This is a genomic window from Alphaproteobacteria bacterium, from assembly GCA_018667735.1.
GTDB lineage: Bacteria > Pseudomonadota > Alphaproteobacteria > Rickettsiales > JABIRX01 > JABIRX01.
The window spans coordinates 1-14,037 of the sequence record JABIRX010000009.1; the positions used below are offsets into that span (position 1 = coordinate 1).

8 protein-coding genes and 1 pseudogene are annotated in these 14,037 nt (G+C 30.4%); 5 read left to right on the plus strand and 4 right to left on the minus strand.

Features of this window, described 5'->3' with window-relative positions:
* On the plus strand, positions 1–191 hold a 191-nt coding region (locus HOH73_00870; protein MBT5827421.1), incomplete at its 5' end, for a hypothetical protein.
* Between the two features lie 407 nt (positions 192–598).
* Positions 599–3,685: pseudogene (gene putA, locus HOH73_00875) on the plus strand (bifunctional proline dehydrogenase/L-glutamate gamma-semialdehyde dehydrogenase PutA).
* A gap of 466 nt (positions 3,686–4,151) precedes the next feature.
* Here putA and HOH73_00880 read toward each other — a convergent pair.
* Complete coding sequence (locus tag HOH73_00880) at positions 4,152–5,684, minus strand: alanine:cation symporter family protein (GenBank protein MBT5827422.1); 1,533 nt, start codon at positions 5,682–5,684, stop codon at positions 4,152–4,154.
* Between the two features lie 62 nt (positions 5,685–5,746).
* Between HOH73_00880 and HOH73_00885 the strand changes: the two genes are divergently transcribed.
* On the plus strand, positions 5,747–6,109 hold the full coding sequence (locus HOH73_00885; protein ID MBT5827423.1) for a hypothetical protein: 363 nt from the start codon (positions 5,747–5,749) through the stop codon (positions 6,107–6,109).
* 11 nt (positions 6,110–6,120) lie between these two features.
* On the opposite strand, the gene HOH73_00890 is transcribed toward HOH73_00885, so the two are convergent.
* The 3 genes from HOH73_00890 to HOH73_00900 are packed head-to-tail and all read right to left on the minus strand — an operon-like array spanning position 6,121 to position 10,202.
* Complete coding sequence (locus tag HOH73_00890) at positions 6,121–6,879, minus strand: folate-binding protein YgfZ (GenBank protein ID MBT5827424.1); 759 nt, start codon at positions 6,877–6,879, stop codon at positions 6,121–6,123.
* On the minus strand, positions 6,880–7,902 hold the full coding sequence (locus tag HOH73_00895) for an NAD(P)/FAD-dependent oxidoreductase (protein MBT5827425.1): 1,023 nt from the start codon (positions 7,900–7,902) through the stop codon (positions 6,880–6,882).
* Positions 7,903–7,958: 56 nt separating this feature from the next.
* A complete protein-coding gene (locus tag HOH73_00900) occupies positions 7,959–10,202 on the minus strand; it encodes a DNA translocase FtsK (GenBank protein ID MBT5827426.1) in 2,244 nt (747 codons plus the stop codon).
* Between the two features lie 70 nt (positions 10,203–10,272).
* Between HOH73_00900 and mgtE the strand changes: the two genes are divergently transcribed.
* Both mgtE and mrdA read left to right on the plus strand, forming a co-directional pair.
* Positions 10,273–11,628 (plus strand): magnesium transporter, encoded by a 1,356-nt coding sequence (gene mgtE, locus HOH73_00905; protein ID MBT5827427.1) that lies wholly within the window; start codon positions 10,273–10,275, stop codon positions 11,626–11,628.
* 506 nt (positions 11,629–12,134) lie between these two features.
* On the plus strand, positions 12,135–13,919 hold the full coding sequence (mrdA, locus tag HOH73_00910; protein ID MBT5827428.1) for a penicillin-binding protein 2: 1,785 nt from the start codon (positions 12,135–12,137) through the stop codon (positions 13,917–13,919).
* The last annotated feature ends 118 nt before the right edge of the window (positions 13,920–14,037 follow it).

The following is a 14,037-nucleotide window of genomic DNA, read 5'->3' on the forward strand; positions in this document are numbered from 1 at the left end:
CTGAACATGATTTAAGGGGTACTATAAACACTGGAGCAATAGTAGCGCAAATCATTACTTATCGTTTACAAGAACAAGAAGCGCAAAGAGAAGCAGCGGAAACGCCCCAAAATCTCTCTCATACTGCAAGAGTAGCTGAACGTGATGCAATAAGGGCGAAAAGCAAAGGGCCATACGGATATAGCGTCTAAAGCTAACTGTAACCCTTTATATTCTTTCTGCTTTATAGTTAAGAAGTTTATGCTCTTTATAATATTATAAAATTTTAGCAATATAACAACACCCTATTTGCTCATGTTTTTGCTTACCCTTAAATTCTTCAGATTTATAGTCTATCTTTTTATATTAGCTACCTGCTTAATTTAATGATAGTTTTTATGCAAGATCCCTTTAATGTTAAATATCTATTATTTAAATTGTAAATATATTTATTAAATAAAATTATTACTAATTAAGCTAGTTGAGCAATTAAAATTGGCTAATAAATTAAGGTAATATCTTGCATTACACTAGATTTTATGTTACAAATTAAGAAGCAGAATATTTTAAGATGAAACAATTTTTAATAGCTTGTTAAAACAATTACTAATTAACAAAAATGAACTTAAAAGAAGAATTACTCAAAGTTAGCAAAGATGCATTTATCAACGAAACAAAACTCTTAGATAAGCTACTTATTCAAACTAAAATTTATCAAAATCATATTTCAGCAATAGAAATAAGAGCATCAAGATATATTAATGAAATTAGAATAAGTAAAAAACTTTCTGGTGTTGAAGAATTTATTAAGCAATTTGGGCTAAAAGAAAAAGAGGCTATTGGCTTATTATCACTTGCCGAAGCACTACTTAGAGTTCCCGATAAAAGAACTGTTGACGATTTAATTACTGATAAACTTAAAAATGCCGATTGGAAAAAGTTCTTAAAAGATAATACTGGTTTTTCCTTTTATAGTAAAACATTTGCACTTATGTTATCATCTAATATTACAAAATTTGATCAAAGTAAAAATCCAATAGAAAATATAATTCACCGCCTATCAGAGCCTACTTTAAGATTAGCCTTTAAAGCAGCAATGCAACTGCTTGGGAAAGAGTTTGTTGCAGGTGTTAACATTGAAAAAGCGATTAAAACTTCAAATACAGATATTAAAAAAGGCTATATTTATTCCTACGACATGCTGGGGGAAGGAGCGCGCGATGCAAGTCAAGCTGATAAATACTTCCAAAGCTATATCAGCGCATTAGAAGCTCTAAAAAATATTGATCAGGATATGCCACTTTTTAAGCGACCAAATATCTCCGTTAAACTATCTGCTTTACACCCTAGATATGAACTACTAAAGCAAGACAGAGTTATGTCAGAGCTTTATGATAAAATTAAAGCTATTGCAATGATTGCCAAAAAATACAATCTTACAATCTCACTTGATGCAGAAGAATCTTATAGACTTGATATAGAGCTAGAATTATTTGCAAAATTAATTCAAGACCAAGATTTATCTAATTTTAATGGTATTGGTTTTGTGCTTCAGGCTTATCAAAAAAGAGCAATTCCAGTAATTAAGTTTTTAACAAAATTAGCAAAAACTAATAAAAAAGTCATTCCAATCCGTTTAGTAAAAGGTGCATATTGGGACAGTGAAATAAAATGGGCGCAGATGGAAGGGTTAAAAGACTACCCTGTTTTCACACGAAAAAGTCATACTGATGTAAGTTACTTAGCATCCGCTGCTTTGTTACTTGAAAATACAGAGCACTTCTATCCACAATTTGCAACCCATAATGCCTTAACTGCTGCTGCGATAATTACTCTAGCTGAAGCTAATAATTTAGAAGAAAAATATGAATTTCAGAGACTTTATGGAATGGGTATTAGCTTTTTTGAGCAATTAGTTAAAAAACGCTTATGTAGAATTTATGCTCCAGTTGGCAAATTTGACGATCTGCTACCATATTTAATTAGAAGATTAATGGAAAATGGTGTAAATAGTAATTTTGTTAATCAAATTATTGATGAAAATATTGAAGTAACAGAACTACTAAAAAGTCCAATTGATAAAGCCAAATCTAATATAAAAACTAAACGCAAATTAATCACAAATCCTAAAAATATTTTCAAAGATAGAGATAACTCTAGCGGTTATTGTCTTGGTAACAAAACTGAAACAGAATATCTTAAAAACAGTATAAGTAAGTTTTTTGATAAAAAATATTTAGCAACATCCATAATAAATGGTAAGAAACAAAAAGGATCTGAAACTATAATTAAATCACCTTCCAATCTAAAAAACACTGTTGGATCAGTAATTTTTGCTGATAATGACACTTTAGATCAAGCCCTAAAGAATGCTATTAAAGCATTCCCAAAATGGAGTAGCACAAATATCCAAGAGCGCGCTAAAGCAATTAACGCTATGGCCTTACTAATAAAAGAAAATGAAGCTGAACTTATAGCACTTTTAAGCAGAGAAGCAGGTAAAACTCTAATAGATGCAATTAATGAAATTAGAGAAGCAATTGATTTTTGTAATTATTATGCCAGAGAAGCACTAAAGTTAAAAGAACCACTCTTAAACGAAAGTTATACGGGAGAAGATAATCATTTATCTTACCAAGGAAGAGGAGTTGCAATATGCATAAGTCCATGGAACTTTCCTCTTGCTATTTTTCTTGGTCAAATTGCTGCAGCTTTAGTTGCTGGTAACAGCGTAATTGCAAAACCCGCCGAAACAACTTCAATCATAGGTTACAAAGCTGTTGAATTATTCTACCAAGCTGGAATACCACATGATGTTTTACAATTCACTCCAGCAGCTGGTAAATTATTTGGAGCAAAATTGCTTTCTAACCCTAAAATTGCAACAGTTGCATTTACAGGTTCTAATCAAACTGCCAGACTAATCAACAGTAAACTTGCTCACAGTAATGGTCAAATTGCAAAATTAATTGCCGAAACTGGTGGTCAAAATTGTATGATTATTGATTCAACCGCTTTATTAGAACAAGCAACAGACGATATTATAAATAGTAGTTTTTATAGTGCCGGACAAAGATGTAGTGCACTTAGAGTCTTATATGTACAAGAAGATGTGGCAGATAATTTAATAAAACTTCTGAAAGGTGCAATGGCTGAACTAGAACTTGGCGATCCTAAAGATTTTGCGGTGGATATTGGGCCAGTAATAAATCAAGAAGCTAAGCTTTCACTTGAAAAGCATATAGAAGATATGAATAAAAACTCTAAATTAATTGCTTCTACACAAGCTAAAAATCTACAAAATGGCTTTTTTGTAGCCCCACATCTTTATGAAATAAATAATATAAATGAATTAAAAAATGAAAATTTTGGGCCTATTTTACATTTGATAAAATTTAAAGCTAATAAAATCGATGAAGTTATCAATGAAATAAACTCAACTGATTATGGGCTAACTTTTGGAATTCACAGCCGTATTGAATCAAGAATAGACTATATAGCTACGCGGATTAATGCAGGAAATATCTACATAAATAGAAATATGACTGGTGCAGTTGTTGGAGTACAACCTTTTGGCGGCATGGGTCTTTCTGGAACTGGTCCTAAAGCTGGAGGGCCAAATTATCTAAAAGCATTTATGCATGAAAAAAATGTTACAAATAACATAACAGCTATTGGCGGTAACCTTGAATTGCTAAGTAAATAATATGTTAAAATTTAAAATATCTATATAGATATGACTGTCTTAATATCTAATAACTGAAAAATAATACTATAATTTATTTATATTTAAAAGCTGGGTTAGACATTAATTGCGAAATACACATGTAAAGAAAGCTACTTTACATCAATATAAATTACATATTTGGATTTTTAACAATGTTCATTGCTAAATATCTGCTGATCAAATTATACTTTAACTGCATAAATATGTAACTTAGATTTAACCGCTATCATCTTACTAAAGTTGTAAAAGTTTATTTATATAAATAATTTCCTATATTTCTTGATTCGCTCTAAAGCCTTTTTTAAGCTCACATATCAACTACACATAAAAGATTATATGGTCCACTTCAATGATAAAATAAAGAGAGCTGAAATTTAAATAACTAAAATAATTTTGGTTCTAATGATAAATAGAATCTTAAACTCTTTAACACCTAATGTTATACTTATTTAAAATTATTGTTTTTAAGTCTCAAGATATAACTTTTTGTTAAATCCTTTATTTCACCACTCATAATATATAAGCCAATTAAATTTGGTATAGCCATAGATAAAAATAATATATCAGCAAAATCTATGACAACACCAATTTTTAGCATACCACCTACAAAGATAAAAAAAGCAAAAACTATGTGACAAATTTTGTAGTCAGCTTTTTTTGTAATAAAACGCCATGCTTGCTGACCATAGTAACTGTAAGTTAGCATTGTGGAAAAAGCGAACATAAATACTACAAAAGATAGTAGATAAGGAAACCAACTACTTACTGTTGCAAATGCTTCTTTAGTCATTAACACACCACTTACAGAATCATTATTATATACACCGGTTACAATTATAACTATACCTGTCATAAAACAAATAATAATTGTATCAATAAAAGGTTCTAAAATTGCAACCGCACCTTCTCTAATCGGCTCTTTAGTTTTGGCCGCTGCATGAGCTATAGGAGCACTTCCAAGACCAGCTTCATTTGAAAAAGCCGATCTTTTTATTCCTTGTATAATTGTACCAATAACTCCACCATAAATAGCACTTCCACTAAAAGCTAAACTAAACATAATTTTTACCGCATTTGGTATTTGAGCAATATTACAATATAATATCACTAAACAACATAATACATAAGTTATAGCCATAAAAGGCACTATTTTTTCTGTAATTTTAGCAATTCTAGCTATGCCACCTATTAATATAAATGCAACAGATAAGGTGATCATAGAAACTAAAATTAACTTACTTTGACTTCCTAACGAAAAACTATCCGCAATAATTGCAACAGTCTGGTTTGCTTGAAACATAAGACCCGCACCAATTGCTCCTAAAACACAACAATATGCCGAAATTTTAGCTAAATATTTACCTAATCTTGGCATATTTTTCTTTATTAAACCAGCCTCCAAATAATAAAAAGGACCCGCTAATAAATGCCCATCATTATCAAACTTGCGATATTTATGCCCTAATGTAACCTCAGCAAACTTAGTGGACATGCCAAAAAATGCAGCAATCATCATCCAAATAACCGCACCCGGACCCCCTATTGCTATTGCTATTGCAACTCCTGCAATATTACCCAACCCAACTGTTGCCGACACTGCTGTAAATAAAGCTTGTGCATGTGAAATTTTACCTGGAGCATCTTTACTATCTTCTTCATACTTACCTCTCACAACTTTTATCGCATGTGTAAAAAGCCTAAGATTAACAAAATTTAATTTAAAGGTAAAAAATATCCCACCAATTATTAGCCACAACACCAAAAAAGGAAAACCAAAAATTGTAAGTGTTAAATCATAACCTAATATGCTATATTCCCCACCCAAAAAAAGAAAAGCTAAAAAATTTACAATTGGAGCTAATATTAGCTCTAGTAATGCTGTTATTTGCTCAGCTATATTAGCACCATTTTTAAAATCATCTGAATATGAACTATTTGATAATAATAATGATGAAACAAATAAAAATATTTTAAACATAAACTCCTTTTAATTTACTGAAAATAATAGTATAATAAAAATGAATTAACAAGTAGGTTTTTATGAGCGAAATGCCAGATAGTGGCCCTTCATCAGCTATACAATCCAATATGGCGGCTACTGGAGGTGCAGCTTCAGCACCAGGATCTTCAAATATGTCTTCTACAGGACAAAGTCTAGACCCCCAAATATCCCCCCCTCCTGAGTTAGGTGGAGTTTTAGAAGGTAATGTTCTAGGTACTAAAAATTTTGATGAAGCCGGTAAAGAAGCTTTGCATGGAGGCTTAATGCACTCTATCGTAGGTAGCGGTGTTAGCTCAATAGGTGAAATGACTAAATCTGAGCAGGGTACTGGATTTGCAGCGCCACCAGGTGTAGGTGGTATAACTGCTGCAAAATCTGGTATAGGCTTTGGTGCAGGTTGATAACAATAAGATTAAATCTGATTCATCACTTTAAGAAAATCTTTTTTAAGCAAAACTACATATTTATCTAAAAACTCAAAACAAACTTTGCCAATTTTCTTTTTATCAAAAATTAAATCATTATCTATTATAATATTGTTACCTATTTCTAATTTAGTTATAAATATTATCTGCTTTCTAATGACCCCTCTATGAAAAGTTCTAGCGGTAACTTCTTGCCCAACATAACATCCCTTACTAAATGATATTGCGTTTATCTCATTATAACCAAATTCTAAAATATATGATTTATCTATAGTTAGATCAAAAGCACCATCAATTAGCTTATACTTAAATCTTAATGCATGATAGTCATTTATTTTGTCACTATCAAAACTTTCTATTTCATTGGTAAAATTATATACTCTTTGCAAAAGATTTGATTTTCTTGGATCTGAATAAGATGTTGGATAATTATTATTTAAATTTTCATCAATAAAAACATCACCCTCAAGATCTTTTATCTTCACATCACTATTTAGCTTATAAAGCTTTAATTTAGATTTAAACGCTTCAATAAAAACTTCATTAATGTCTATAATTAAATTTTCCTTATACTGGAAGATAAAAAAATCTGCTAAGAACTTTCCTTGTGCAGACAAAAAAGCAGAAAAAATGATACCTTCTTCTTTTATTTTAGCTACATCATTAGTAATCAAACCCTGTAAAAAACTTTCTTTATCAAGACCTGAAAGCTCTATTAACTTTCTATCTACTAATTTTAATAACATTTATGACGCCTCTTTGTGAGCTACACCTTTTGTTGTAGAATATTCAAAATGTAAAGGTGTATCTGGAAAAACATATTTATAAGCACTATGAACCGCAAAAGCTGCCTCACTAAAACCAGTTAATATTAATTTTAACTTACCTTCATAGTGAGCTATATCTCCAATAGCAAATATTCTTTCTATGTTAGTTTCCATTGTTGCTTGATTAACAGCTATATGTTTTTTATCTATATTTAAACCCCACTCAGCAATAGGTCCAAGCTCCATAGAAAGACCATAAAATGGTAGCAGGACATCTGCTTCTAATGCTTTTTCATGACCATCCATATCAGCTAAAATTACCTCTTTCAATTTACCATTTTCTCCTTTTAAACTATGTAATTGGTATGGTACTACCATATCTATTTTACCAAGTTTAACTAATTCATTTAATTGACTCACTGAATTTGGTGCGGCTCTAAATTTTGGCCTTCTATGAATAATAGATAATGATTTAGCAACAGGTGCTAGAGATAAAGCCCAGTCAACTGCTGAGTCACCACCACCTGCAATTACTACATTTTTATTTTCATATTCTGCAATTTTATTTACTAAATATTTTACTGAACCAGTTTTTTCATATTTTTCTATATCTTGAAGTGGTGGCCTGTTTGGCCCAAAAGCACCACAACCCGCCGCAATAATTACAGCCTTACACTTAATATTAACTTCTTTATTAGTTGTAACTTCATAATAATCACTATGCTTAACCAACCTAATCACTTGATTGTTAAGATGAAATACAGGCTCATGTGGTTCAATTTGCGCTTCTAATTTGGTAATTAATTCAGCTGCTTTAATCTCTGGATATGCCGGTATATCGTAAATTGGTTTTTCAGGATATAAAGCTTGGCACTGACCTCCTGTAAATTCAAGTGTGTCTATAACATGACATTTCATATTTAACTGACCAGCTTCAAAAACTGCAAATAAACCAACAGGACCAGCTCCTATTACTACTATATCTGTATTAAATTCCTTCATTAAATTTTACTAATTTTTATTAATCATTATCAACATATTATTATAACCAAAGATTATTAATTATTAACTAATATTTCTCTTTTACCTGTTGCATTTGCGGCAGAGATAACCCCTTCCTCTTCCATTTGCTCTACAATATTAGCTGCCCTATTATAACCAATTCTTAATTGTCTTTGAACAAATGATGTAGAAACTTTTTTCTCAGTTAAAATAATATTAACTGCTTTATCATATAATTCGTCTTTATTATTATTGCTGTCACCACTGTAATCTCCACCATAATTACCTTCGTCCTCACTTACTTCAAAAATACTTTCTACATATTCAGGTTTTGCTTGCTTTTTTAGATAACTAACTACATCTCGCACTTCCTTATCATCTATAAATGCACCATGTACCCTTGTTAATTTACTACCACCCAAAGTGTAAAGCATATCACCCATACCAAGCAATTGCTCAGCACCTTGTTCACCTAATATAGTGCGAGAATCAACTTTAGAGGTAACTTGAAAACTAATTCTAGTTGGAAAATTTGCTTTAATCACACCTGTTATTACATCAACAGAAGGTCTTTGTGTAGCAACAATCAAATGAATACCAGCCGCTCTTGCCATTTGTGCTAATCTTTGAATGTAAGCCTCTATTTCTTTACCAGCAACTAACATTAAATCTGCCATTTCATCAACTATAACTACAATAAATGGTAATGTTTGCATATCTAGTTCCACTTCCTCAAAAATTGGTTTACCAGATTCTGCATCGAAACCAGTTTGTACAGTTCTTGTCAAAGTTTTCTTATCTTTTATTGCCTGCTTGATAGCCTTGTTATAACCAGAAATACTTCTAACTCCAAGTGATGACATTAAGCGGTAACGATTTTCCATCTCTTGTACTGCCCATTTTAAAACTTGTACAGCTTTGCGCGGTTCAGTTACTACAGGACTTATTAAATGTGGAATACCATCATATACGGATAACTCTAACATTTTAGGGTCAACCATTAAAAACTTACATTCACTGGGAGGAAGCTTATATAATATAGATAAAATCATAGTGTTTATTGCTACCGACTTTCCAGAACCAGTAGTACCTGCTACTAAAAGATGTGGCATTTTTGCAAGATCTGCTAAAATTTCAGCCCCACCAATATTTTTTCCTAAAGCAAGAGGTACATTATGCTCTCCCTTAATAAAGGACTCACTTGAAATTATTGATTTAAAATACACCGTTTCTCTTTCTTCATTAGGTAATTCTATACCTATTGCATTTTGGCCCGATAGAACTGATATTCTTGCTGAAGTGGCACTCATAGATCTCGCCACATCATCTGCTAAACCTATGATTCGTGATGATTTAACTCCTGCCGCAGGCTCAAACTCATACAAAGTCACAACAGGACCAGGTTTAACATCTAACATCTTACCATTTACACCAAAATCTGCTAAAATTTCTCTAAGTTGTTTTGCTCTATTTTGTAAATGTTCTTTGCTTATGTTATTTTTATATTTTTTTGGATCTTTTAACAAATCTAATGATGGTATCATGTAATTAGTAGATTTCTTTTGTCTTGGCGTTGATGTTTTATCAATTTTTGCAATTTTTTCTTTAGCCTTAAGATAACTAGAATCAACATTACTTACCCTTTTTTTGTGTATTCTTTTTTCAGCAAAATTATAAAACATTAAAAATAGATGTTTAATAAAATGTGGTAACTCCATAATATTTTTGCATATTAATTTAGCTAAATAAAAAATTGCTCTGTTAATATAACTAAATGAAGCTGAAACAGAAATATTGTGCGCAAAACAAAAACAAACCAAGAAAAGCAACAAACTAATAAAAATTAACAATGTTTTAGCACCAATATCAAGCAACAGATACTTTAAATAAAAGCCTAAAATACCTCCATATGATACAAACTCCCATGAATGAGAACTATTAATATTGCTTAAAAAATAACAGCTAGAAATTATTGAACAAAATAAAGCTATTAATCTTAGTGTTATAAATTCTGGAACTTTTTTCTTCATAAATAAAAAAGCCCAGCACAAGAAAAACACAGGTAAGAGATATGCAGAAACTCCAAAGAACTCAAGAAAAAAACTTGCAGTGTAAGAACCAAATAATCCAGCTTTATTATAAATTATATTATCGAATGATGTATTGAAAGAAGGGTCCAGAGGGTGGTAACTAAAAAGAGAGAAAGCTAAGAATGTAGTGGTAAGCAAAAATAACAGCCCCAATAATTCTATTGAGCGGTAATACCAAAAATTTCTAGTTGTTTTTTGCTTTTTAGGCATAGCAATTCTTTACAAATCAGTTAGAAGTAATTTATACTATAAATGCAGAAATGACAAATAAATAAAATTAGTGCCAAAACATACAAAATACAGCGAACATCATTATTTATTAAAAGAATTTAATTTGGCCTTAATTAACAATAATGCAGAACTCACCATAAATTTAGCAAATAAAATACATGCTGCTGATTTAGCTGTTGTTATTAGTGAATATAGAGCGGAAAAGAAACTAACTTTTATTAACCTTGTTGGTGAAAAATTCCCTAAAGATTTATTCCTAAAGCTACAAGATTCTGTTGTTGAAGAATTGATTAATTTAATTGGAGCAAAACAATCTGCTAAAATTATTTCTAAATTAGAAATAAATGAAATTTTAGCTATTTTAGAAGAGCTTGACCTGCAAACGAGGGAGCAGCTAATCAGTTTTTTCAGTAAAGAAATTAAACAAGATTTAGTATCAGGCTTTTCATACCCAACTGATAGTGTTGCAAGGTTTATGCACAAAAACTTCTTATCTGTGCCAGAACATTGGAGCATTGCTCAAGTTCATAAACATTGTGTAAAGCATAAAAAATTAATTTCACAAAATTTTTATGGTGTCTTTGTGGTAGACCAATTATTCAAGCCTATTGGTATAGTACAAACTAAAGAAATTGTGGTAAATTCTAATAACACCCTAATATCAGAAGTTATGGATAAAAACTTTCATAGCTTCAATTATTTAATAGATCAAAAAGAAGTGGCCCTCGACTTTAATAAATATGATTTATCTTGCGCGCCAATAGTTAATAATGACAATAGAATTATTGGCTTTATTGCCCTTAATGATGTTATTGAAATTTTAGAGGAAAGTGCTGAAGAAAATATCCTCCATTTTGGTGGTGTGGCAGAATCTGATATTTATTCAGGTTTCTTTAGAACATTTAAGCAAAGATTTCCTTGGCTTTTCCTTAATTTATTAACAGCAATCTTAGCTTCTCTTGTGATTGCATTTTTTGACAACACTATTCAAAGTTTAGTAGCCCTTGCAATATTAATGCCAGTTATTGCATCAATGGGTGGTAATGCAGGTATTCAAACTGTAACCATAGCCGTGCGAGCTCTTGCCACAAAAGAATTAAACTCGCAAAATGTGTTTAAAGTAATTGCAAAAGAATTTTTTGTAGGAATTGCTAATGGTTGTTTTTTTGCATTATTATGTTTTGCATTTATATATTTTATTTTTCAAAATTTAAAATTAGCAACTTTATTTGCAGCCGCAACAATCATTACTCTAACCATTGCAGGTTTAACTGGAGCATTAATTCCTGTAATAATAAAAAGGTTAAAAGGTGACCCAGCTATAAGTTCTGGAGTTATATTAACAACTATTACAGATATAATAGCTTTTCTTGCATTTCTTGGTTTAGCAGCTCTCTATATATAACATGCCTAACATAAAAAAAGTTAAAACATTCAATAATATAAAAAAACTAACTTTTTATGTTATTTCATTTTTGTTCTTATTATCAGAATATTTACCTATATCATCAAATATTTTTAATATAGTTAAGCCTCACTTTGCGACCGCTTTTATTTTTTTCTTTTATATCTATAAAAATCAGAACATATCTTATTTTTTTATTTTTATAATATCTTTAATTTATGATAGCTTAACAAGTTATTATGTTGGCAGCACCGCTATTTGTTTTTTTCTAGCTTTAACTATTTTTAATTATCAAAAAAAGCTTTTTCTTTTTGATGATTTTAAAGAATTATGGTTAGCATATGCATTGTTTTTTGTTGAATTTATAATAATAAAAATTATTCTAATATATTATGTAAATATGAGTATAATTAACTTTAGGGATTTGTTACTATCAACTGTTCTTTCCATATTATTTTACCCAATTTTACATAACTTACTTTTCCTTGCTTCATCTCTATTAAATAATGATAAACAACACCGAAAGAAATAAAACATTTACTAGAAGGCTGTTTATTCTTGTATGGGCAAAAATATTTTTTGTATTTATTTTATTATCAAGATTATTTTACCTGCAAATTTTTAAACATAGTAAATATGTTACATTAGCTAATAGCAATAGAATAAAAAGCTTTTTAGTACCTCCGCTTAGGGGTAAGTTTATTGATAAAAATGGTACTATACTTGCAACTAATTCAGATTATTATCGAATTTTATTAAATAGTAGTAAAAACATAAATATTGAAGCAACCTTAACTAAGTTAAGTAAAATTCTAAACATTCCTAAAAAAAACTTTATTTATTATAAAACCCTCAGAAAATCTTCTGAAGGCGCAATACTTATTTATGATGATCTTAACTATAATCAGGTTGCCATAGTAGAAGCTAACTCACCCAATCTTCCTGGCATTTATATAGAATCAGCACAAAGACGCTATTACCCATTTGGTAAAACCATATCTAATCTCTTAGGTTATGTTGCTACTGTTAGTGATTTTGAAAAAAAGAAATCAAATAATAGCTTGCTCTCTCATCCTGATTTTAAAATTGGAAAAATTGGTTTAGAACAGCTTTATGAACATAAACTACGAGGAAAAGCGGGAATATCACATATAGAAGTAGATGCACATGGCTATGTAAAAAGAACTACTTTACCTGAACTCTCACAAAAAATGATTGAGGGGGAGAATATCAATATATCTATCGACATTAAATTACAAGAATATGTGGTTAATTTAACCAAAGATTTAAGGCCTTCTGTGGTCTTAATAGAGGTCGAAACTGGTAAAGTAATAGCTATGACCTCAACTCCATCCTTTGATTCTAACAAGTTCTTATCAGGTATTGATACAAAAACATGGAATAATTTAATTCACAATCCTGCAAAACCACTAATTAACAAAGCAGTTACGGCCAAATATCCTCCTGGCTCAACATTTAAGATCGCAGTTGCTCTTGCAGCCCTTTCAAATGGTTATAATCCTAATAAGAAATTTAACTGTACCGGCAAAGTTAGATTAGGCAAAAGATGGTTTCACTGTTGGAAGAAAAAAGGGCATGGAGAAGTAGATTTAGCAGAAGCCATTGAGCAATCATGTAACTGTTATTTCTATCAAATGGGACATAAAATAGGAATTAAAAACATTAGTGAAGTTGCCTTTAATTTGGGCCTTGGTGAGAAAACTAGTAATGAATTTTACAATGAAAAAAAAGGTAATATACCTACTAAAAAATGGAAAAAACAGAATTTCAACATTCCATGGGTCATAGGAGACACTTATAACAGCTCAATTGGTCAAGGCTTTATTGAAGTTACTAATATTCAACTAGCTGTAATGATGGCAAGAATAATTACTGGTAAAAAAACCACTCCCTCAATAACTAATAATAGTAACACTGAATTCACCTCACTAGATTACAAATCTAGCGATAGAGAATATATTTTAAAAAGTTTATTTAATGCCGTAAATAATAAAAAAGGCACAGCCTATTATAGTAGAATAAGAAATAAGAACTTCCAAATGAGTGGTAAAACTGGCACAGCTCAAGTTGTTTCTATAGATCATGATAGTGAAGTAGAGATTTCTGAACTGGAAAAACAGAATCATGGATTATTCTTAGGCTTTGCACCGTTTAATAAACCTAAATATTCTATATCTATTATTGTAGAACATGGTAAGTCTGGTTCAGCTTCTGCAGCCCCTATCGCAAAGAAGATCTTTAAATATGTTGCTAAAAATTATAAAAGCTAGCTGAGTATTCTTTTAAATTATTGTTGGTTTACTTCTAAGTTAATAAAAAAAACTTTCGCAACAAATATGTATAAATATTACTAATTGCTTAAGTTTATAAACTAAATTAAGATTTTGT

Bases quoted from the DNA above. Each gene is read 5' to 3' on its own strand.
- HOH73_00880 (MBT5827422.1), bottom strand. From the start codon at position 5,684: ATGTTTAAAATATTTTTATTTGTTTCATCATTATTATTATCAAATAGT.
- HOH73_00885 (MBT5827423.1), top strand. From the start codon at position 5,747: ATGAGCGAAATGCCAGATAGTGGCCCTTCATCAGCTATACAATCCAAT.
- HOH73_00890 (MBT5827424.1), bottom strand. From the start codon at position 6,879: ATGTTATTAAAATTAGTAGATAGAAAGTTAATAGAGCTTTCAGGTCTT.
- HOH73_00895 (MBT5827425.1), bottom strand. From the start codon at position 7,902: ATGAAGGAATTTAATACAGATATAGTAGTAATAGGAGCTGGTCCTGTT.
- HOH73_00900 (MBT5827426.1), bottom strand. From the start codon at position 10,202: ATGCCTAAAAAGCAAAAAACAACTAGAAATTTTTGGTATTACCGCTCA.
- mrdA (MBT5827428.1), top strand. From the start codon at position 12,135: ATGATAAACAACACCGAAAGAAATAAAACATTTACTAGAAGGCTGTTT.